General features: G+C 71.4%; 21 protein-coding genes. 15 read left to right on the forward strand and 6 right to left on the reverse strand.

Annotation, left to right across the window (positions count from 1 at the left end; all coding sequences use genetic code 11):
- The first annotated feature begins 8 nt into the window (after positions 1 to 8).
- Positions 9 to 1,322: an NADH-quinone oxidoreductase subunit NuoF gene (gene nuoF, locus VMS22_11945; protein ID HXJ34735.1), complete on the forward strand. Its 1,314-nt coding sequence runs from the start codon at positions 9 to 11 to the stop codon at positions 1,320 to 1,322.
- Positions 1,309 to 2,898, forward strand: a complete 1,590-nt coding sequence (locus VMS22_11950; GenBank protein HXJ34736.1) for a molybdopterin-dependent oxidoreductase — start codon at positions 1,309 to 1,311, stop codon at positions 2,896 to 2,898. The genes nuoF and VMS22_11950 overlap by 14 nt, the downstream gene beginning before the upstream one ends.
- On the opposite strand, the gene VMS22_11955 is transcribed toward VMS22_11950, so the two are convergent.
- On the reverse strand, positions 2,841 to 3,386 hold the full coding sequence (locus VMS22_11955) for a hypothetical protein (protein ID HXJ34737.1): 546 nt from the start codon (positions 3,384 to 3,386) through the stop codon (positions 2,841 to 2,843). The genes VMS22_11950 and VMS22_11955 overlap by 58 nt on opposite strands.
- Before the next feature lie 51 nt (positions 3,387 to 3,437).
- Between VMS22_11955 and VMS22_11960 the strand changes: the two genes are divergently transcribed.
- Entirely contained in the window at positions 3,438 to 5,087 is a 1,650-nt protein-coding gene (locus VMS22_11960; GenBank protein HXJ34738.1) for a nitrite/sulfite reductase, read from the forward strand.
- Complete coding sequence (locus VMS22_11965) at positions 5,084 to 5,374, forward strand: hypothetical protein (protein ID HXJ34739.1); 291 nt, start codon at positions 5,084 to 5,086, stop codon at positions 5,372 to 5,374. The genes VMS22_11960 and VMS22_11965 overlap by 4 nt, the downstream gene beginning before the upstream one ends.
- A 5-nt stretch (positions 5,375 to 5,379) precedes the next feature.
- Here VMS22_11965 and VMS22_11970 read toward each other — a convergent pair whose 3' ends face one another.
- Together VMS22_11970 and VMS22_11975 are read right to left on the reverse strand one after the other, a co-directional pair.
- Positions 5,380 to 6,201 carry a hypothetical protein gene (locus VMS22_11970; GenBank protein HXJ34740.1) on the reverse strand — a complete coding sequence of 274 codons (822 nt, stop codon included), beginning with the start codon at positions 6,199 to 6,201 and terminating at the stop codon, positions 5,380 to 5,382.
- Between the two features lie 164 nt (positions 6,202 to 6,365).
- A complete protein-coding gene (locus VMS22_11975) occupies positions 6,366 to 6,698 on the reverse strand; it encodes a hypothetical protein (protein HXJ34741.1) in 333 nt (110 codons plus the stop codon).
- 155 nt (positions 6,699 to 6,853) lie between these two features.
- Between VMS22_11975 and VMS22_11980 the strand changes: the two genes are divergently transcribed.
- Together VMS22_11980 and dnaA are read left to right on the forward strand one after the other, a co-directional pair.
- Positions 6,854 to 7,552: a thioredoxin domain-containing protein gene (locus tag VMS22_11980; GenBank protein HXJ34742.1), complete on the forward strand. Its 699-nt coding sequence runs from the start codon at positions 6,854 to 6,856 to the stop codon at positions 7,550 to 7,552.
- Positions 7,553 to 7,997: 445 nt separating this feature from the next.
- Positions 7,998 to 9,332 carry a chromosomal replication initiator protein DnaA gene (dnaA, locus tag VMS22_11985; protein ID HXJ34743.1) on the forward strand — a complete coding sequence of 445 codons (1,335 nt, stop codon included), beginning with the start codon at positions 7,998 to 8,000 and terminating at the stop codon, positions 9,330 to 9,332.
- Between the two features lie 88 nt (positions 9,333 to 9,420).
- Here dnaA and VMS22_11990 read toward each other — a convergent pair whose 3' ends face one another.
- On the reverse strand, positions 9,421 to 10,191 hold the full coding sequence (locus VMS22_11990; protein ID HXJ34744.1) for a hypothetical protein: 771 nt from the start codon (positions 10,189 to 10,191) through the stop codon (positions 9,421 to 9,423).
- Positions 10,192 to 10,239: 48 nt separating this feature from the next.
- Here VMS22_11990 and VMS22_11995 point away from each other — a divergent pair, with 48 nt between their 5' ends.
- The 4 genes from VMS22_11995 (at position 10,240) to VMS22_12010 (ending at position 12,462) form a co-directional block, all read left to right on the forward strand.
- Positions 10,240 to 10,827, forward strand: coding sequence for a hypothetical protein (locus VMS22_11995; protein HXJ34745.1), 588 nt, complete (start codon positions 10,240 to 10,242; stop codon positions 10,825 to 10,827).
- A gap of 59 nt (positions 10,828 to 10,886) precedes the next feature.
- A complete protein-coding gene (locus VMS22_12000; GenBank protein ID HXJ34746.1) occupies positions 10,887 to 11,198 on the forward strand; it encodes a helix-turn-helix transcriptional regulator in 312 nt (103 codons plus the stop codon).
- An 84-nt stretch (positions 11,199 to 11,282) separates the two neighbouring features.
- Positions 11,283 to 11,753 carry a hypothetical protein gene (locus VMS22_12005; protein ID HXJ34747.1) on the forward strand — a complete coding sequence of 157 codons (471 nt, stop codon included), beginning with the start codon at positions 11,283 to 11,285 and terminating at the stop codon, positions 11,751 to 11,753.
- Complete coding sequence (locus tag VMS22_12010; GenBank protein HXJ34748.1) at positions 11,704 to 12,462, forward strand: uracil-DNA glycosylase; 759 nt, start codon at positions 11,704 to 11,706, stop codon at positions 12,460 to 12,462. Before VMS22_12005 ends, VMS22_12010 begins: the two co-directional genes overlap by 50 nt.
- Here VMS22_12010 and VMS22_12015 read toward each other — a convergent pair.
- Entirely contained in the window at positions 12,401 to 12,586 is a 186-nt protein-coding gene (locus tag VMS22_12015) for a gamma-glutamylcyclotransferase (GenBank protein HXJ34749.1), read from the reverse strand. The genes VMS22_12010 and VMS22_12015 overlap by 62 nt on opposite strands.
- Positions 12,587 to 12,668: 82 nt before the next feature.
- On the opposite strand from VMS22_12015, the gene VMS22_12020 reads away from it, so the two are divergent.
- Positions 12,669 to 13,616 carry a lysophospholipid acyltransferase family protein gene (locus VMS22_12020; protein ID HXJ34750.1) on the forward strand — a complete coding sequence of 316 codons (948 nt, stop codon included), beginning with the start codon at positions 12,669 to 12,671 and terminating at the stop codon, positions 13,614 to 13,616.
- Here VMS22_12020 and VMS22_12025 read toward each other — a convergent pair.
- Positions 13,574 to 14,935 (reverse strand): radical SAM protein, encoded by a 1,362-nt coding sequence (locus tag VMS22_12025; GenBank protein HXJ34751.1) that lies wholly within the window; start codon positions 14,933 to 14,935, stop codon positions 13,574 to 13,576. The two genes, VMS22_12020 and VMS22_12025, sit on opposite strands and share 43 nt — an antisense overlap.
- Positions 14,936 to 15,010: 75 nt before the next feature.
- Here VMS22_12025 and VMS22_12030 point away from each other — a divergent pair, with 75 nt between their 5' ends.
- The 4 genes from VMS22_12030 (at position 15,011) to VMS22_12045 (ending at position 19,337) form a co-directional block, all read left to right on the forward strand.
- On the forward strand, positions 15,011 to 16,297 hold the full coding sequence (locus VMS22_12030) for a tryptophan 7-halogenase (GenBank protein HXJ34752.1): 1,287 nt from the start codon (positions 15,011 to 15,013) through the stop codon (positions 16,295 to 16,297).
- Between the two features lie 49 nt (positions 16,298 to 16,346).
- A complete protein-coding gene (locus VMS22_12035; GenBank protein HXJ34753.1) occupies positions 16,347 to 16,607 on the forward strand; it encodes a phosphopantetheine-binding protein in 261 nt (86 codons plus the stop codon).
- Between the two features lie 3 nt (positions 16,608 to 16,610).
- The gene (locus tag VMS22_12040) at positions 16,611 to 17,852 is read left to right on the forward strand and encodes a hypothetical protein (protein HXJ34754.1); all 1,242 of its coding nucleotides are present in this window, start codon (positions 16,611 to 16,613) and stop codon (positions 17,850 to 17,852) included.
- 81 nt (positions 17,853 to 17,933) lie between these two features.
- Positions 17,934 to 19,337: a class I adenylate-forming enzyme family protein gene (locus tag VMS22_12045; protein HXJ34755.1), complete on the forward strand. Its 1,404-nt coding sequence runs from the start codon at positions 17,934 to 17,936 to the stop codon at positions 19,335 to 19,337.
- Positions 19,338 to 19,520: the final 183 nt, after the last annotated feature.

Below are 19,520 nucleotides of genomic sequence, written 5' to 3' on the forward strand. Positions count from 1 at the left end.
CGGGGATCATGCCCGAACGGATCCTGCTCCGGTGCCGGGACATCCCGGACCTGCGACGGCTGCCGGTCTACCTGAAGCACGGGGGCTACGAGTCCGCCAGAAAGGCGCTCACCCAGCACACGCCGGAGCAGCTGGTCGACATGGTGAAGGCGTCGAATCTCCGCGGCCGCGGGGGTGCGGGCTTCCCGACGGGGATGAAGTGGAGCTTCCTGCCGAAGCAGAGCGAGAAGCCGGTCTACCTGTGCGTGAATGCCGACGAGTCCGAGCCCGGGACCTTCAAGGATCGCGAGATCATGGAGGACGATCCGCACCAGCTCCTGGAGGGCGTCCTCATCTCCGCCTTCGCCATCAAGTGTCACCGCGCCTACATCTACATCCGCGGCGAGATGCTGACCGGCTACGAGCGGCTCTGGGAGGCGGTGCAGGAGGCGAACGCGGGCGGCTTCCTCGGCAAGAACATCTTCGGCACCGGCTTCGACCTCGAGGTCATCGTCCACCGCGGCGCGGGCGCCTACATCTGTGGCGAGGAGACGGGGCTCATCGAATCGCTCGAAGGCAAGCGCGCCTATCCGCGCATCAAGCCCCCGTTCCCGGCGACCCACGGGGTGTTCGGCTGCCCGACGATCGTCAACAACGTGGAGACGCTCGCCTGCGTGCCGCACATCGTCACGCGCGGCGCCGACTGGTTCAAGTCGATCGGACCGGAGAAGAGCCCCGGGCCGAAGCTCTTCTGCGTCTCGGGACACGTCGTGCGTCCGGGGACGTACGAGCTGCCGATGGGCACGCCGCTGCGCGAGATCATCTACGAGCACGCGGGCGGGATCCCGAACGGCCGCGCGCTGAAAGGCGTCATCCCCGGCGGCGCGTCCATGCCGGTGTTCACGCCCGACGAGATCGACGTCGCGATGGACATGGACTCGGTGCAGAAGGCGGGCTCGTTCCTGGGCTCGGCCGGCATCATGGTGATGGACGACACCGTGTGCATGGTGTGGGCGACGCTCACGCTGGCGCACTTCTTCCGCCACGAGTCGTGCGGGCAGTGCACGCCCTGTCGCGAGGGAACCGGCTGGCTCGAGAACGTCCTGCACGGGCTCGAAGAGGGCCACGCCTCGCCGCAGGACGTGGATCTCCTCCTCAACATCTCGAACAACATGATGGGCAACACCATCTGCGCCCTCGCCGACGCCGCGGCCATGCCCGTGCGAGCCTTCGTGACCAAGTACCGTGCGGAGTTCGAGGAGCACGCCCGGCTCGGTCGGTGCCCGTTCAACACGCGCGCCGAGCTGCGCGCCGCGGAGCCACGCGCCCATGCCCACGGTTGAGATCGACGGCAAGAAGGTCGAGGTCGAGGACGGCCTCACGGTGATCCAGGCCGCCGACCGATTGGGGATCGAGATCCCGCATTACTGCTGGCACCCGGGGCTCTCGATCTCCGGCAACTGCCGGATGTGCCTGGTCGAGATCGAGAAGTCGCCGAAGCTGCAGATCGCCTGCAACACGCGCGTGACGGACGGCATGGTCGTCCACACGACGAGCGAGAAGACGAAGACGGCCCAGAAGGCGGTCCTTGAGTTCCTCCTCATCAACCACCCGATCGACTGCCCCGTCTGCGATCAGGCCGGCGAGTGCAAGCTGCAAGAGTACTACATGGACTACGATCGCCAGCGCAGCCGCGTGCCGCTGGCGGCCAAGGTGAAGAAGGGCAAAGCGATCCCGATCGGGCCCCACGTCATGCTCGATCAGGAGCGCTGCATCCTGTGCGCGCGCTGCACGCGCTTCGTCGACGAGGTGACGCACACGAGCGAGATCGGGATCTTCGAGCGCGGCGACCACTCGCGCATCGAGCTGGCACCGGGCCGCACGCTCGACAACCCGTACTCGATCAACGTCGTCGACATCTGCCCGGTCGGGGCGCTCACCAGCAAGGAGTTCCGTTTCAAGGCGCGCGTCTGGTACCTCGAGCGGACGAACTCGGTGTGCGGGGGCTGCGCCAACGGCTGCAACATCGAGATCTACCACCGCGAAGGACGGATCTTCCGCTTCCAGCCGCGCGCGAACCCGGACGTGAACCAGTACTGGATGTGCGACGAGGGACGCCTGTCCTACGCGGGCCTCCAGGGCGAGGGACGCCTCCTGCAACCGCTCGTGCGCGGCGCGGGCGGCTTCGCGCCGGCCGAGTGGTCGGCGGCGCTCGCTGCGACTCTGGCGCATCTCGGGGAGATCGCGAAGGACGGCGCCGGGTCCGTCGCCGTCATCGTGTCGGCGCAGGCGTCCAACGAGGAGGTCTTCCTCGCGCGGCAGCTCGCGCGGAGGCTCGACGCGACGATCGGGGGCATCTCGTGGTCGCCGGCCAGCGCCTTCCACGACGACTTCCTCGTCAAGGCGGACCGGAACCCGAATACCCGGGGGCTGGCATTGCAGGGGCTCGGCACCGACGCGACGGGCGTGGAGGCGGTGCTCGCCGGCATCGAGGCGGGGCGCGTGAAAGGCCTCGTCCTCGTGCGTGCCGATCTCACGACCTGGCTCCCCGACGAGCGGACGAAGCGCGGGCTCGAGAAGCTCTCGTACCTCGTCGTGCTCGACAGCGACCAGCGCGAGGTGGCGCAGTACGCCGACGTGGTGCTGCCGATCGCCACCTACGCCGAGAGCGACGGAACCTTCACGAACCACGCTGGACGCGTGCAGCGCTTCTGGCAGGCGGTGAAGCCGGCCGGCGACGCCATCACGGGTTGGCGCGCGCTCGCCGATCTCCTCGCAGGCAGCGAGTTCGAGGGGGCACCCGCCGCCGAGTCCGTGTTCGCGGCGCTGGCGTCGGAAGGCGGCGCGTTCGCCGGTCTCGCCTACGACGTCCTCGGCACGGCGGGCGCGAGCGCGGCGAATCCGCGCGCCAGCGCCTGAAGGCGGCGGCTCCGCGCCCCCGAGCCGACGGCGCGCGCCAGCACACGCGGCGGCACTGCCGCGATCGTGGCCGCGTCCGGGAACGTGCGCAGCGATCGTGCCACCGGACACCGCCGCCCGAGGGCGAGGAGCGCACGCGCCGACACGGGCTCGCGCCCGAGTAGCTCGAGCGCCGCGTCTTCGAAGGCGGACGTCCCCCGCAGTCGGGTCGCACGCCGCGAGTCCAGGCGGAGCGCATGGCGAACGCGCGACGCAATCGGCGCGAGGACCTCGGTGTCGCGTGCGTCGGCGCCGGTGACGCTCACGACCACGCCGTCGGGCGACGGTCGCAGCACGACGAGATGGACGCGACCGTCGGTGCCGTGCTCCGCGCGGGCGAGGCCGCGGCGCGCCCAGGGTCGCCACGGAACATCGCACGCGCGTGCGAGCGCCGCGACGTCGACCCGGCGTCGGGTGGGCAGCAGGATGTATCCGGTCTCGCGGCGCATGACGTTGACTCTGCGGAATGGGGGTCGGCATAATGCCACGCCGAGCCGAAAATGCGACCCACCGAGCACCAGCACCGCGATGCCTTGCGGCTCCACGCCGACCGGCTGGCGCGGCACCTCGAGGGGACGCTCCCGGCCGACTCCTGGCGGCCGGTCCGCCTGTCGTACGGCCTCTACTACCAGCTCGATCACACGAGCCACATGCAGCGGATCAAGCTCCCGGGCGGCCGGATGTCGGCGGAGCAGCTCGAGGTGCTCGCCGACGTGTCGGACCGCTATGGCCGGGGGATCGGCCACTTCACCACGCGCCAGGACCTGCAGATCCACTGGGTGCCGGTCGAGCAGATCATGGACATGTACGACCAGCTCCTGCGGGTCGGGATCACGACCCGCGGCGCGTGCGCCGACAGTGTCCGCAACGTCACCGGGTGCCCGTACGCCGGCGTCTCGCCCGACGAGCCGTTCGACGTCTCGCCGTACATCCTGGCCGTGCACGAGTACTTCCTGTTCAACCCGCTCAACCTGACGCTGCCCCGGAAATTCAAGATCGCCGTCGAAGGCTGCCCGCTCGACTGTGCCCAGGTCCCCGTGAACGACATCGGCGTCTACGCGAAGACGCGGGGCGACCAGCGCGGCTTCATGGTGTACGCCGGCGGCGGGCTCGGCTCGCAACCCTTCCTGGCGCAGTTTCTCACCGACTTCATCCCCGACGCCGACCTGTTGATTTGGTGCGAAGCGATCGTCCGCGTCCAGCATCGGCACGGCGAGCGCAAGAACCGCAGCCGCGCGCGGATGAAGTACGTAGTGAAGAAGATGGGCCTCGAGCGCTTCCGTCAGGTGGTGGCCGAGGAGGTGGCGCGCGTCACCGCCGAACGCGGTACGGAGCTGCGCCGCGAGGTGCAGGAGGCCGTCGACCTCTATCGCGATCCCGCTCCCGCCGAGACGCCGCCGGGCGGTGGCCACGCGGCGCCGGGCTTCGCGGTCTGGAAAGCGACGAACACCCACGCCCAGCGCCAGGCGGGCTACCGCGCTGCGCTGGTCCAGCTCCCGCTCGGCGATCTCACGACCGACCAGATGCGCGTCCTGGCGCGCCTCGCCCGCGAGTTCGGCAACGGCTCGCTGCGGGCGACGGACGATCAGAACGTGGTGCTGCCCTGGATCTCCGAGGCGTCGCTGCCGGCTCTTCATGCGGCACTCGTCGCGAACGAGCTCGGCAACCCCGACGTCAGCACCATCAACGACGTCGTGTCGTGCCCGGGCATGGACTACTGCTCGCTCGCCATCACCCGCTCGATGGGCATGGCGGAGCGCATCCGCGCGCACCTCCTCGACGAAGGCGACGAGTTCGCGGCGCGGCTCGGCGTCTTCGGCGTCAAGATCAGCGGCTGCCCGAACTCGTGCGGACAGCATCACGTGGGCGACATCGGCCTCACCGGCCACACGGTGACCGAGAAGGACGGCGTCCAGCGCCCGTACTACTCGATCCTGGTCGGTGGCTCGGTCGGCGAAGGCCGCGGGCGCATCGGCAAGCGGCTCGGGCGCTATCCCGAAGAGGCGGCGTCCGCCGCGGTCGCGGCCGTGGCGCGCTACTACGAGCGCGAGCGCCGCAAGGCGGAGCGCTTTCCGGAGTTCGTCGATCGGGTGGGGCTGCCACGGCTCGCGACCGTCGCCGAAGCCGGCGCCAAGGCGGCCGGAGCGTGATCGACGAGCTGGGCGACGAGGGCCCGCCGCAGAGCGACGGCGCCCCGCTGGGCGAAGAGGGTGGGCGCTACTACCAGGGAACGATCGTCCGCGTGTACTACGGCAGCGAGACCGGCCTCGTGCGCTCCGACGCGACCGGGCGCGAGTACCGGTTCAAGTGGCCGTTCGTCGAGATCCGCGGGCCGATCCCGCGCGTCAACGGGCTGCGCGAAGGCATGCGCGTCGGGTTCGACGTCGGATGGACGTCGAGCGGCCTCATGGTGACGGTGGTCCGCGTCGAGGAGTGACCCGCTCAGAGCGGCAGGCCGGTCCGGAAGAGGATCAGGCGCCCGAGCATCTCGCCGACCAGGACGAAGAGGATCGCGATGTAGAAGAGGCCGGTCGCTGCCATCGTCTGCGGAATCGCGAGGGTGCGGTGGATGAGGTACGCGATCCCGAGGGCGGCGACGGGTCCCAGGAGCAGGCGCGCGGCGAGCAGCGGCGCGTGGTGCTCGAAGAGCAGGGCGACCGCGGCGGCGCCGGCGCCGCCCGACAGCGCGAGCACGCCCAGGGTGAGGCCGATCACCACGACGTGGAGGACGGTCACCACGACGAAGTAGCGGAAGAGGCGCTGCAGCGGATGGATCGAGAGACCGAGGTCGATGAGGTACCAGTGGCCGAGGAGCATCCCGGTTGCGACCGCCCCGAGGCTGAGCGCGCCCGTCAAGAACGCGAACGGATAGAGGATGGTGCCCGGGCCGAGCGCGCCGCCCACCCGGTACGTCGACGCGCTGGCGGCGAGCGCCGCGAGCCCGAGGAAGAGGGCGCGCGGATACCAGCGCGCGCGGCGGGCCTGCTCTTCGTCCCAGAGTGAGGCGAGGTACACGGCGGTCGCGATCGTGAAGGCCGTCCAGAGCGCGAGCTCGATCCAGGTCGATGGCTGTACGGCGTCGGCGCGCAACGTGAGCGCGACCTTGCCGCCCAGGTAGAGGAGCGCGGCGCCGAGGAAGATGCCGGCGCTCGACTTGTAGAAGCCGCGCTCGATGACGGCGAAGGGGGGGACGGCGAGACCGGCCACCCCACCCACCGCGAGCTGCCCGAAGATCAGGAGGTAGCAGGCTGCGAACTGCGACACGCGCGGCGCTCTCTACGTAAGGCGCACCGCTGCCGCAAGCCGAGAATGCAGCGGGGCGGGTGGTCCATCGGGCCACCCGCCCCGCGAGTACCGTCACGTTCGGACGCGTCCTAGATCACGACGATCCCGACGTCTCGGCTGTCGGCTCGCTGATCTTCCGACGATCAGCCGCCGCGGCGCTGCGGAGGCGGCGGCGGAGGCGGCGGCGGAGGCGGCGGTGCGGGCTTCGGCTCTTCCGGGACCGGATCGCAGATGAGGTGACCCAGCACTGCGCCCAGCGCGGCGCCGCCGACGATGCCGCCGCCGATGGCGCCACCGCGGACCGCGTCGTCGGCACCGTTGTTGTTCGCGACGACACCGCCCGTGATGCCGCCGACCGTGGCGCCGATCACGGCACCCCCGATGGCGCATCCGTCCCACTCGCGATTTTTGAACGCCGCGCAGCCAGACAGCGTGAGCACCGCCACCAGGCCGCTCGCAACGATTCCCCTCCGCATGGTCCCTCCTGGAAAGTTGGGAGTCTGAAGCGCACGCAGCCGGTAACCGAAAAGGGGGGCGCGAGTCAAGAAGACAGGCGCGAGCGCGTGCGTTCACCAGCCGGCTTGACAGCCGCAAGGGTGACTCCTAATCCGATCGGCCGGGGAGGAATCCTATGACCAAGGGGACGATGATCGGAGTGACGCTGGTGGCCGCGGCGGTCGGGTGTGGGCCGAATCCCGCCGACATCGAGGAGCTGAAGAAGGGGCAGAAGGAGATCCTCGCCAAGCTCGAGGTGCTCGAGAAGAAGGCGGTCGCGCCGGCGCCCGCACGTCCGGCGGTAGATCCCAACAAAGTGTACGACCTCCAGGTCGGAGCGTCGCCCACGGCCGGTCCGAGCGAGGCCAAGGTCACGATCGTCGAGTTCTCGGACTACCAGTGTCCGTTCTGCAGCCAGGCGGAGCCGCTCCTCGATCAGGTGATGCAGGCGTATCCCAAGGACGTGAAGCGCGTCTACAAGCAGTTCCCCTTGACGTCCATCCATCCGAATGCGCTACCCGCGTCGAAGGCGGCGGTCGCGGCCGGCAAGCAAGGCAAGTTCTGGGAGATGCACAAGAAGCTCTTCACGAACCAGCGCGAGCTCTCGCCCGACAACTACAAAAAGTGGGCGCAGGAGATCGGCATCGACGTGGCGAAGTTCGAGAAGGACATGAACTCGCCGGAAGTGCAGGCGCAGATCGACAAGGAGATGCAGGAAGCGCGTTCGGCCGACGTCACCGGGACGCCGACGATCTTCGTGAACGGCAAGCGGCTGCAGCAGCGGAGCATGGAAGGCTTCAAGGCCGCCATCGATCCGGCGCTGCCGAAGAGCTGACGCGAGCGCCCGCACGCCTCGCGGGCTCGTCCGAAGCTCGGAGTCGCGCGCTCGCGCGCACTCCGGCGACGTGCGAGCGCGAATCCACGCGCGGCGTGCGGAGCACGCGTGATCGCGCGCCGACGTGGCGCGCGAGAAGACGAGTGTGCGCGCGTGGTTACGAATCCGAGAAAAAATTCCTTGCAATGCGCGCGCGAGCGGAGTACAAGCTGCGCCTCTCTCGCAGCATATTGCTTTCTTATTCATGGCAGTCGAAGGGTTGGACGCGGTCGCTTCTCTACGCGGGGAGGCGGCGGAGGTTGGAGCGGGCGGATGGGATGTCGACCGCAACCGCGAGGAACGATCACGCGTGGGGAGCTGCCGTCGTTATCCCCAGCTGTGGAGACTTCTCGCGGTTGGAGCTTCGGGAGCCTGACATGAGGTCGGGCGCACGAGGGGTTGGGGGATGGTCGACACCATCTGGTCGGAGACGCAGCGGCAACTCCGTGGCGCGTTGCCCGTCACGGACTACGAATTCTGGATCGCGCCACTGCGCGCGACGGGGTGGGAGGCGAACGAGCTCACGCTCGAGGTCGCAAGCCAGTTCGCCCGCGACTGGATAGGCAAGGAGCACCTCGCGTTGATCGAGCGGGCGGTCGGGCTCGCTGCAGGACGCGACGCGCGGGTGCGCCTGGTCGTGAACCGCCAGCTCTCGTCGACCCTGCCGGAGCGCAAGACGCCGCAGCGCATGCCGGCGGCGGTGACCGACACCGCGACCCGGGCCGAGGGGCGCTATACCTTCCAGAATTTCGTCGTCGGCGAGAGCAATGCGGTCGCCTACCGCGCCGCCCAGGCCGTCGTGGAGGCGCCGGGCGAGCGGTACAACCCGCTCTTCGTGCATGGGGCCTTCGGGCTCGGCAAGACCCACCTCTCGTATGCGCTCGCCGACGCAATCGCCCGCAACGGACGGCGGGCGGGCGGCGTCGTGTGCGTCACGGCGGAACATTTCGTGAACGAGATGATCGCGGCGCTCCGGCGCGATCAGATGGACCGGTTCCGCCAGCGCTACCGGGGGATCGGCACGCTGATCGTCGACGACGTCCAGTTCCTGGGCGGCAAGAAGCGATCCCAGGAGGAGTTCGCCCACACCTTCAACGCCCTGCACGAGCTGCGAAAGCAGATCGTCCTCGCGTCGGATCGGCCGCCCTACGAGCTACCGGACATGGAGGACACGCTGCGCAACCGGTTCGCGTCGGGGCTGCTGGTCGACGTACGCCCGCCCGACCCGGCGCTCCGCCGGGCGCTGGTCGAACGCAAGGGCGCCGCACTCGGGGTGGTCCTGCAGCCGCCGGTCGTGCGCTATCTCGCCGAGGAGTGGTGCCAGAACGTCCGCGAGCTGGAGGGCGCGCTCACGCGTCTCGGCGCCTTCGCGAGCCTCGCCGGCAAGCCGGTGACGCTCGCCGTCGCCCGTGACGCCCTCGCGCCGTACCTGCGGCGCAACCGGACCACCGAGCACGCCTCGGTCGCCCGCATCCTCGGCGAGGTCTGCCGCCACTATCACCTGACGCGCGCCGAGCTGATCTCGCCGCGACGGACGGCGCGCGTTTCGATCCCGCGTCAGGTGGCCATGTACCTCTGTCGCCGCCACACCGAGGCGCCGCTGCAGGCGATCGGCGCCGAGCTGGGCGGCCGCGACCACTCGACGGTGGTCCACGCCCTGGGCGCGATCGAGCGCCGGCTGGCGGCCGACGAGGACCTGCGCTCGACCGTCGCCGTGTTGGAATCGCGGCTCGGATCCTGAGGGTGATCACGGCACGCGGTCCAGGGAGGGGCCGCGGGCTCCCGCAGCCGCACGGACGGGGCTGCGGGTAGCCACCCTCGCGGGGCCGTCAGGACGCGACGATCGGGACGCCGTGCGCGCCGAGCGCGGCGCGAAGGCTCCGCTGCAGCTCCTCGGGATCGAGGACCCAATCGTCGATGTCGTCGCCGAGCGCGGCGAGCGCGACCGCGAACGGCGTGACGAAGCGCGCGCCGGGAACGAAGACGTCGTCGGTCACGGGAAGCGTCATGACCCACGCCGGCAGGGCGGCCCCTCGCAGTACGAGGGCCAGGGGCGCGCCCTGCGGCGGGGCCCGATGCAGGACGACGGCGGGCAGCGCCGGATCGACGCCGAAGGCGGCGGGATCATTCTCGCCCACGAGCCCGCTGCGGCGGAGCTCGGCGACCCCGGCCGCGATGTCCGCCGCCGGGCGTGGGCGGCCCCGGCGCTGCCACGTGACGGGGTGGTAGAGCGCGTCCGGCGGCGGCGCGACGGCGGCGCCGTCGAAGACGTCGACGATCGCCCGCGCCACGGCGTCGCGATCGCCGCCGGCGACGGCGGCAGCCGCCGCGCGGTACGAGGCGCTGCCGCGCGCGCCGGCGAGCCATGCCTCGAGGCCCGTGCGCGACGCCTCGGCATCGGCCAGCAGCGCCCCCGCGAGGGCCGGGTCGAGGACGCCGTGACGATGGGCCCGGCGCGCACGGTCGCCGATGCTGAGGCTCGCGGCTCGCAGCGCAGCGGCGTCGCCGCCGCGCCCGGCCGCGAACTTCTCCATCTGCAGGAGCAGCGTGCCGAGCTCGGCGACCGCTTCCTCGAGACGGCTGGCGACGTCGTCGTCCACGTCGTCGTCCTTTTACAAGCCGCGACGTGCTTTGCTAAGAAGGCCGGCATGCCGGCCCGGCAGCGCGCCCGGCGCGTGACCGTTCGCGAGGTCCTCGACACCGCCATCGAGCTCGAGAAGAAGACGATGGCGCTCTACGTGTCGTTCGTGAAGGCGTTCCCGCGACCCGAAGAGGTCCGGAACTTCTGGTTCGGGATGGCGCGCCACGAAGCGGGTCACTGCGGCGCGCTCGCCCTCGTCGAGAGCATCGTGCAGACCGATCCCGAGCGCGGCGAGGAGTCGAAGGTCTGGCTCGACGAGGCGACGGTCGCCCGGCTGCGAAGCCTGCTCGTCGGGTACCTGCGCGAGGTGAAGAGCGGCGACGTCACGCTCGAGCGCGCCTTCGAGATGGCGATCGACATCGAGGCCTCGGAGCTCGAGGACGTGGTCGTCGAGATGCTGGGCCTCGTGCGGAGCCCGCGCTGGCGGGAGCGCGCGATCCAGATGCTGATCCACGATCTCGGCGACCTGTCCTACATGGTCGAGCGCCACACCAAGAACGAGCGGCTGCTGGCGCGGGCCGACGCGCTCATCGAGCGCCACGTGGGCGGTCTCGAGCGGCGCCGGCGGGCGACGAAGCGAGCCGTACGCGCCTGATGGGCATCCGCGCGCCCTCACGCCCGCCGATCCTGACGGTGCCGGGCTACTTGACGGCCGTGCGCACGGTTCACGGCCTCACGGTCACGGAGATGGCGCGCGCGCTCCGGGTCAGCCAATCGGTCGTCCGCCGCTGGATGCACGGCCGGCTCGTGCCACCGTGGCGGCGGGTGAAGGCGATGGTCGCGCTGTGGGGCGGCGACGCCGAAGTGCTCGGGCTCGGCGCCGCCGTGCAACGCCACTGCCGCTCGACCGGCACCACCGTCGAAGAGGCGGTCCGCATCATCCGCGCCGGCCGTCGGACCGCACCCGTCCGCCGCGTCGCGAGCGCGCGCGATCGCCGCCAGCTCTCGCTCCCCATCGGCGGCTGAGGATCGGCTCTCGGCCATCCGCATCGGCGCACCTCGACGGATGCGTTGCGACGGTCGTGCGCTGCGCGGTAGGGTGCGACCACGATGAGTACGGGTGAGCGGCCGCGCGGGCTCGCGACCACGTGTCTGGTCGAAACCGCCGAGGGCCCGGTCGCGATGGTGGAGACGCCCAACAAGGGATTCGCCGTCTTGACCCGCCTGCCGTCGGGCGAGCTCGGGTTCCGGCAGCTGATCAAGGTCGTGACGCACGACGCCGCGCCGCTCGTGCGCGTGGTGCTCGACTCGGGGCACGCGGTCGTGGTGGCGAGCGGACACCCGTTCTTCCGCACGGGCATGGCGGCCGTCGCGGCCGCGGATCTCGCGCCGGGCGATCACCTGGAGACCGCCTTCCGCTATCCCGACGGCTACGCGCCGCCCGACGTCGGCGCGGCGCCGCACGCCTGGGGCATCTCGGTGCGCGCGGTCGAGCCGGCCGGAGAGGGGCCGGTCATGACCGGCATGGTCCGTGACACCCACGCGCTCTTCCTCACCGCCGGCGTCCTCTGCGGCGAGTGATGCCCTCGGGCGCCTCGCGCGCCGCATCGCGCGTTGCCGCGCGTGCCCGCGCCTGGTCGCGCATCGCGAGCGCGTCGCCGCGGAGCGCGTCGCCCGTTTTCGCGACCAGACCTACTGGGGGCGTCCCGTCCCCGGCTTCGGCGACCCGCAGGCGCGCCTGCTGGTCGTAGGGCTCGCGCCCGCCGCCCACGGAGGCAACCGTACCGGCCGCGTCTTCACCGGCGACGAGAGCGGCAACTGGCTCTACCGGGCGCTCCACGCCGCCGGCTTCGCGAACCAACCCACCTCCACGCATCGCGACGACGGGCTCCGTCTCGCGGGCGCGTACGTGACGGCGATCGCGCGCTGCGCGCCGCCGGGAAATCGCCCGACGCCGGCCGAGATCGCCAGGTGCCGGCCGTTCCTGCTGGCGGAGCTGCGAAGCCTGCCGCGCCTCGCGGTCGTGGTGGTGCTCGGGAAGATCGCGCACGACGGCTTCCTCGCCGCCGAGCGTGCGCGCGGCCACGACGTGCAGCGGCCGGCTCCGCGCTTCGCGCACGGAGCCGAGCACCGGCTGCCGTCCGGCCTGGTGCTCCTGTGCTCGTACCATCCGAGCCAGCAGAACACGTTCACCGGCCGTCTCACGCGGCCGATGCTCGACGCCGTCTTCAGCCGGGCGGCCGCCGTGCTTGGTACACCTGGCAGCGCACCGGCGCCCCGTCGACGGTGACGACGGCGTCCCGCCGTACGTAGAGACGTCCTTCGTCCTCGTACGCGTCGAACGCGGCGAGCGCGGGCGCGTCGATCTCCTCGAGGAGCGTCCCGTAGAGGAAGAGGCGAGTGGTCGCCGTCACGGGACGGCGCTACGAGATGCGCTGCGCGACCGCAAGCCGGCCGTGGTTGTTGCGAGCAGAGGCCTTCGATAAGAGACGGCCGATGGACGACGACGGCACGGTGCGCGCCGCGCTGCGCTTCGACAGCGGCGGCTGGCGGCGCTTCGCCGAGCTCGGCTCCATCTACGCGCCCGAGTGGTGGAAGCGGGGCTCGCCGCCCGTCATCGCGGCCATCATCTACGCGATCGGACGCCGGCAGCGCGAGGCCGTCCTGCGCAACCAGCGCCAGGTGCGGGGCCAACGGCCATGGCTGCGCGAGCGCTGGGATGCGTATCGCGTGTTCGCGTCGATGGCGCGGTCGCTGACCGAGAGCCTCGAGCAGTGGGGACCGCGGCCGCGCACGCTCGGTCTTGCCGTGAAGGGCGGTGAGATCATCGAGGCGGCGGCCGCCGAAGGGCGCGGCCTGCTCGTGGTCACCGGCCACTTCGGCTCGTGGGAGGTCGGGGCACGCATGCTCGCGAAGCTCGGCCGGCGCGTGAACTGGCTCATGGGGACGGAGCCCAACCCGACGGTGCGCGCGTTCGTTCACGAGATGCGGACGCGCCACGGCTTCAACGTCCTGTACTCGGACCGCTCGATCCTCTCCGGGCTACCGGTCCTGCAGGCGCTGCGGCGGGGGGAGGTGGTGTGCATCCAGATGGAGCCGTGGGGCCCGCTGCGGGGTACGCACGAGGTCATGTTCTGCGGGCGCCGGGCCCGCTTCCAGATCGGGCCGTTCGTGCTGGCGCGCCTGGCGCGCGCTCCGCTCGTTCCGGCGTTCGTGGTCCGCACGGGCATCCGGAGCTACGAGTTCCGGATTCCGGGCCGCTACGATCCGAAGACGCCGGCCGACAGCGCCGCGGCCCTCGAAGCCGTCGTGCGAACCTACGAGGAGCTGATCCGCGAGCTGCCGCAGCAGTGGATCATGTTCGAGGACGTGTGGCGCGACGCGCCGGAGCCCGAAGACGACTACGAGATCGTGCCCCAGGCGTCCGGGTTGCGACGCAGGTAGCCGTTCACCTTCGCATTCGCGACCAGCATGGCGGCGGTCTCGAGGAGGTTGCGACGGGACGGCGGCACGAAGCGGCGCAGCATGCTGCGCACCGAGTAGAAGCCCGAGTACACCATCTTGAAGCCGTCGATCATCTCGTCGGCGCTCATGTTCTTCGGGCGGACGTTCGGGGTGCCGTAGTCGTACGCGCCCCAGTCGTCGCTCATCAGGCGCCCGGCCTCCTGCATGTCGCGGTGGAACTTCGTGCCGGGATACGGCGCCGGCGTGAAGAGCTTCAGGAAGCTGATCTTGTTTTCGTCGAGCCAGCGCAGGGTCGCGGGAAACGTCTCGAGCGTGTCGCCGTCGAGGCCGACCATCACGAGCGCGATCACCTGGATGCCCTTGGCCCGGAGCTTCGCGATGTCCTCCTTGAAGCGGCTGGGACGGTTGAACTGCTTCGACACCGAGGCGAGGCTCTCGTCGACGATCGACTCGAATCCGATCGACAGGACGCGACAGCCCGAGCGGGCCACCAGGTCGAGCAGCTCGTCGTCGCGTGCGACGTTGATCGTCGCCTGGCTGACCCATTGCACCCGCTCGGGGACCAGGGCCGCCAACATCTCCTTCGCCTTTTCGGGGTGGGCGATCGGGTTGTCGTCGAGAAAGAGGAAGCGGCGCGCGCCGATCGCCTTCATGCGGCGAACCTCGGCCATGAACTCGTCCGCAGGCCGGGTGCGGAAGGTCCGCTGATAGTACGTCTGGACGGCGCAGTACTCGCAGGGGTGCGGGCAGCCGCGCGAGAAGAAGATGGGCCAGAAGAAGTACTGGCGGTAGAGCCAGCTCGACCGGAACACGTCGGGCTTGAGCAGCGGCAGCGACCAGTAGTCGATCTCGGGCAGGTCGCGGAGGTCGTGCCAACGATCGGCGCGGTAGATGCCGCGCGACCGCCCGGCTTCGAGGTCGGCGAGCACGTCGCGCCACACGTACTCGGCCTCGCCCGCGACCACCGCGTCGGCGTGGCGGAGCGAATCCTCGGCCGTGAGCGTGACCCACGTGCCGCCGAGCACGACGCGCTTCCCCTTGGTACGAAAGTGGTCGGCGAGGTCGTACGCGCGCCGGATCTGCGGACCCATCGCGGTGATGCCGACGACGTCGGCGTCGCGCTCGACGCGCGCAGTGTCGAGGTCCTGCATGAGCTCGTCGGTGAACGCCACCGTGTGCGGCGGGGGCGTCAGGGCGGCGAGGTAGGGCAGGGTGATGCCGCTCGTCCAGTAGCGCGTCGTCTTGTGCAGCGATCCGCCCGGTCCGTAGTGCGTGGGCGAGATCAGGTGCAGGCGCATCGGCGCGCGATGATGTGGGGCGCCGGGTGGGCTGTCAACTTGTTGCGCGCTCGGCGCGGCGATAGAGAGGCGCCGATGGGGCGCGCGCTCCGTATCGCGATCGTCGGCGGCGGTGCGGCCGGCGCCACGCTGGGTGCGCTGCTCGCGGAGCGGGGCGCGGACGTGGCGATCTTCCACGACGGCCGGCGCCCGCCGCTCGTGGTGGGCGAGTCGCTCGTCCCGGCGATCGTGCCGATCCTGCGGCGCCTCGGGATCGAGGACGAGGTGGCCGCCCTCGGCGTGCACAAGCCGGGCGTGACGTTCGCGTGGGGCCCCGACGACGTGTACCGCTTCCTGTTCGTGCGCTTCGCGGGTCGCTTCCCTCCGTACGCCTACAACGTGCCCCGACCCGCGTTCGACGATCTCGTGCTGGCGCGCGCCCGCAAGGCCGGCGCGCGGGTCGTCGCCCGGCGCGTGGCGCTCGCACCCGCGGAGGGCGGGGGGGTGGCGCTCGATGCTCCGAGCCGCGCGGCGGCGGGCTGGGACGAGGCAGCCCCGGACTTCGTCGCCGACGCGAGCGGCCGCACGCGCGCGATCGCCCGGACGCTGGGCTTGTCCGAACGCCGTGGTCCGCGGGACGACGTGGCGCACTTTGCACACTACACCGGCTTCGATTGGGACGAGACGCCGGGAACGGTGCTGATCAGTCGCCTCGCCGCGGGCTGGAGCTGGCGCATTCCGCTGCGTTCGGCGCTCTCGGTCGGGGTCGTCGTTCCGCGAGACGTGGCCGCGCGGTGGGGTGCGTCGCCCGAGGAGCGCCTCGAGCGTGCGATCGCCGAGGAGCCCACGCTCGCCGCGGCCGGGCGGCGCCGCAAGCGGGTGACGGACGTCATGACCTACAGCAACTACCAGCTCGTGACCGAGCAGGGGCAGGGTCCCGGGTGGGCGCTTCTGGGCGACGCGTTCGGCTTCGTCGATCCGATGCTGTCGCCCGGAGTGTTCCTCGCCCTGCGCTCGGCCGAGCTGCTCGCCGACGCGCTCGCCCCGCCGGCGGATCGCACCCGAGCGGCCGGCGAGATGGGCGACGTCGGCCCGCGCCTGGTCGGGTACCAGGCGGCGATGCATCTTCTCTTCGATGCCTGGCTCGAGCTGATCGAGACGCTGTACAGCGGGAACCTCTTCGGGCTCTATCGCGCCGGAACCGACCTCGTGCGCGAGCACAACAACCTCTTCACCCGGTTGATGGAGCGTCACATCGGGCTCCACATCGCGGGTATGGCAGCCGGCGTGCGCACCACCTCGCCGTACAGCCGTGGGCTCATTCGCACGCTCTCGAAGTACGGGATGCGTGGGGTCGACCCGCGCGAGCTCGCGGTACGATGACGCGCGGCTTGAAGCGATGCGGGCGGGTGGCTAGGGTGCCCGTCCCCGCATGAGCGCACGCACCGTCGACGAGATCGCCGCCGTGCTGGTTGGCTTCATCAATCGGGAGATCATGGCGCCGGGGCACACCGTGACGGCGGCGGAGTCGCTCGACGCCGCCGGCGTCGACTCGATGGCGCTGCTCAAGGTGCTCCTCTTCATCGAGCGCACGTTCGGGTTCTGGGTCCCCGACGAGGACCTGGTCGACGCTCACGTCTCGACCGCCGAGCGCCTGGCGCGCTACGTGGTCGCGCGCGGCGCGGCGCGATAGCCGATGGCCCGCTGCACGCTCACGCTCCTCGGGACGGACGTGCTCCTGCTCGGGCTGGCGCGCGGCCGTCCCAACAACGCCGTGCTCGTCGTCGAATGCGAGGGCCGTCTCGATTCGGACGCGCTCGAGGCTGCGGTTCGCGCGGTCGCGCCGATCGCACCCTTCATGACGGGGCGCATCGAGCGCCCGTTTCCGTGGGGCCGGCTGCGCTGGGTCGCGGGTGACGGAGCGCCGCCCGTGGAGCGGCGGCAGGTCGCCGACGAGCGCGCGCTCGAAGCGCTCGTCGACGAGCTGCTGGGCGCGCCGATCGACCCGTACGTGGGGCCCGTGCTGCGCTGGATCGCCGTACACGAGGCCGGCGAGGCGCGGAGCTGGCTCATCCTCGCCTGGCTGCACCCGCTCATGGACCCGCGCGGCGCGGAGCTGCTGGTCGCGATGGTCGACGCGCTCGACCGCGGCGGGAGCGCCGAAGCGTGGGCGCGCGAGCGACTCGTCGTGGCGCCGCCGGACGTGCGTCCCTGGCGCGAGCGGATGGCGATCACGCGGCGCAGCCTCGACGAGCTGCGCGCCCTCGGTCGCCTCGCGCCGCGCTCGCTCGGGCGCGACGTGACGGCGCCCGGTCGCGTGCGCCATCGGCGGATCGCCGTGCCCGTCGCCGAGGCGCGCCAGCTTCCCGCGACGCTGGCGTTGGTGGCGGAGTGTGTCGCCGACCTGTTCCGCGCTCGCGGCCTGCCGGCCGGATTGCCGCTCGTGGTGCCGATCTCCGTCGACCGGCGCCGCAAGGGCGAGCCCGGTCCCGTGTTCGGAAACTACCTGTCGTTCCACTTCGCCCGCATCGTCCCGAGCGGCGACGTCGCCGCGACCGCGGCGGCGATTCGCCGCGACATGGCCGAGGCGGTGCGGAGCGACGTGATCGAGGGTTTGTGGGTGGCGATGAACTTCGGGCGCTACTACCCGCCGGCGGCGCTGTTGCGCCCCATGGGCGAGGGCGACGGCTCGTCGTTCAACTGCGCCGACACGGGCGACGTTCGCCCGGCGCTCGATCGTGTGCTCGGGTGCCGCGTCGCCGGCGCGTACCACGCGCCGTGCGTGCAGCCGCGTCCCGGCCTCGGCATCTTCTTCTGTCGCGCCGCGGGACGGGAGAGCATCGTCGCGGTCTGGGTCGAGGGCGTAGTGACGGAACGCGAGGTCGATGCGCTGCTCGGCGACCTCGGGCGGGCGGTCAGCGCGGCACGGGCCGCGTGAAGGGACGCGCGTGGCGACGCGATGCGACCTGCTCGTCGTCGGCGATGTCGCCGGCGGCGCGACGTCTGCGGCCGCGGGCGCATGAACCTGTTCGAAACCGTGGTCGCGACCGCGTCGCGCGACGGCTCGCGGCCGGCGCTGACCGACCTGCGGGACGGGCGGACGCTTCGCTACCGCGACGTGCTCGAGCGGGCCGAGCGGGCGGCCGGCGGCTTGCGGAAGGCGGGCGTCCACCCGGGGCACCGGCTCGCGATCGTCGCCGACAACACGCTCGCGCACGTGGCCGTCGCATTCGGCGCGCTCGCGAGCGGTGCGTGTCTCGTACCGATCGCGGCCACGCTCCGGCCCGCCGAGTGCGACGCCGTCTACCGAGACATCGACGTCAATGCGGTCGTCCGCACGGCCGGGCCGGACGATCCGCCGCAGGTCGAGTGGATCGACGCAGGCCGCGAGCCGCACGCCGGCTTCACCGACCTGGATGCCGCCTTCGTCCGTTTCACCTCCGGAACGACGGCCGAGTGCAAGGGCGTCATCCTCACGCATGACGACGTGTTGGCACGCGTCGCCGCCGTCGATCGGGTCCTGCGTCTGTCGCCCGCCGACCGCATCCTGTGGACGCTCCCGCTGGCCTATCACTTCGCGGTCACGATCGTCGGGTACGTGCGCGCGGGGGCGCACGTGCTGCTCGCGAGCGAGACGCTTCCCGCGGCCCTGGTCGACGCGGCGATCCGCGAGCGCGCGACGGTGCTCTACGGGTCGCCGGTGCAGTTCGAGCGCATGGCGCGCGCGGGACGCCGCGGCGCGCTGGCGGCGCGGCTCGCGCTCTCGACCGCGGCACCGCTCGCTCCCGCCGTGGCCGACGCGTTCGAGGCGGCGTTCGGAGCACCGCTCGGACAGGCGTACGGCATCATCGAGGCCGGCCTGCCGTGCATCAACACGCGCGCCGACGGCGCACCGGCGACGAGCGTCGGTCCCGCGGTGCCGGGCTACGAGGTGGCCGTCGTCGACGATCGCGGGCATCGCGTCGCCGCCGGCGTCCCCGGGGAGGTGCGGGTGCGCGGGCCGGGCCTCTTCAGCGGCTACTACCGGCCCTGGAAGCCGCGGGCGGCGGCCCTGCGCGACGGGTGGCTCGCCACGGGCGACGTCGGCCGGCTGGACGACGCAGGACGGCTCACGCTGCTCGGGCGCACGAAGTCGACGATCATCGTCGCGGGCATGAAGGTCTTCCCCGAGGAGGTCGAGGCCTGCCTCGACCGCGTGGCGGGGGTGGCCGAGTCGCGCGTGTTCGGCTTCGCCCACCCGCGCCTGGGCGAGGTGCCGTACGCGGAGATCGTGGTCGCGCGCGGCGCGACGGCACCCGAGCCGGCGGCGCTCGCCAGGGCGTGCGCCCGCGAGCTGTCGAGCTACAAGGTGCCGGTCGAGTTCCGCGTCGTCGACGCGCTCCCGAAGACGGCCGGCGGCAAGCTCCTGCGGCGGTCGTCCTAGGACACCGACCCGAGACTCCGTCTTGGGTCGGGGGAGGACGCGAGAGTGTGACGTCCGTGGTACGCGCGACCGGCATGCCGCGGCCGGCGAAGCCGGCGCGGCAACGCGGGTACGCACCAGGAGCGGGGGCTCATCGCCAAACGAGCCTGAGGCCGAAATCGCATCCACTTGGTCAGTGCGTGC

The sequence above is a fragment of the Candidatus Eisenbacteria bacterium genome (genome assembly GCA_035577985.1).
Lineage (GTDB): Bacteria > Desulfobacterota > Binatia > DP-6 > DP-6 > DATJZY01.

What these genes read in the sequence shown, in the direction of transcription:
- VMS22_12045 (HXJ34755.1), top strand. Translation starts at nt 17,934, where the DNA reads ATGAACCTGTTCGAAACCGTGGTCGCGACCGCGTCGCGCGACGGCTCG.
- VMS22_12030 (HXJ34752.1), top strand. Translation starts at nt 15,011, where the DNA reads ATGGGGCGCGCGCTCCGTATCGCGATCGTCGGCGGCGGTGCGGCCGGC.
- VMS22_12035 (HXJ34753.1), top strand. Translation starts at nt 16,347, where the DNA reads ATGAGCGCACGCACCGTCGACGAGATCGCCGCCGTGCTGGTTGGCTTC.
- VMS22_12025 (HXJ34751.1), bottom strand. Translation starts at nt 14,935, where the DNA reads ATGCGCCTGCACCTGATCTCGCCCACGCACTACGGACCGGGCGGATCG.
- VMS22_12005 (HXJ34747.1), top strand. Translation starts at nt 11,283, where the DNA reads ATGAGTACGGGTGAGCGGCCGCGCGGGCTCGCGACCACGTGTCTGGTC.
- VMS22_11980 (HXJ34742.1), top strand. Translation starts at nt 6,854, where the DNA reads ATGACCAAGGGGACGATGATCGGAGTGACGCTGGTGGCCGCGGCGGTC.
- VMS22_12020 (HXJ34750.1), top strand. Translation starts at nt 12,669, where the DNA reads ATGGACGACGACGGCACGGTGCGCGCCGCGCTGCGCTTCGACAGCGGC.
- VMS22_11955 (HXJ34737.1), bottom strand. Translation starts at nt 3,386, where the DNA reads ATGCGCCGCGAGACCGGATACATCCTGCTGCCCACCCGACGCCGGGTC.
- VMS22_11995 (HXJ34745.1), top strand. Translation starts at nt 10,240, where the DNA reads ATGCCGGCCCGGCAGCGCGCCCGGCGCGTGACCGTTCGCGAGGTCCTC.
- VMS22_11950 (HXJ34736.1), top strand. Translation starts at nt 1,309, where the DNA reads ATGCCCACGGTTGAGATCGACGGCAAGAAGGTCGAGGTCGAGGACGGC.
- nuoF (HXJ34735.1), top strand. Translation starts at nt 9, where the DNA reads ATGCCCGAACGGATCCTGCTCCGGTGCCGGGACATCCCGGACCTGCGA.
- VMS22_11975 (HXJ34741.1), bottom strand. Translation starts at nt 6,698, where the DNA reads ATGCGGAGGGGAATCGTTGCGAGCGGCCTGGTGGCGGTGCTCACGCTG.
- dnaA (HXJ34743.1), top strand. Translation starts at nt 7,998, where the DNA reads ATGGTCGACACCATCTGGTCGGAGACGCAGCGGCAACTCCGTGGCGCG.
- VMS22_11960 (HXJ34738.1), top strand. Translation starts at nt 3,438, where the DNA reads ATGCGACCCACCGAGCACCAGCACCGCGATGCCTTGCGGCTCCACGCC.
- VMS22_12040 (HXJ34754.1), top strand. Translation starts at nt 16,611, where the DNA reads ATGGCCCGCTGCACGCTCACGCTCCTCGGGACGGACGTGCTCCTGCTC.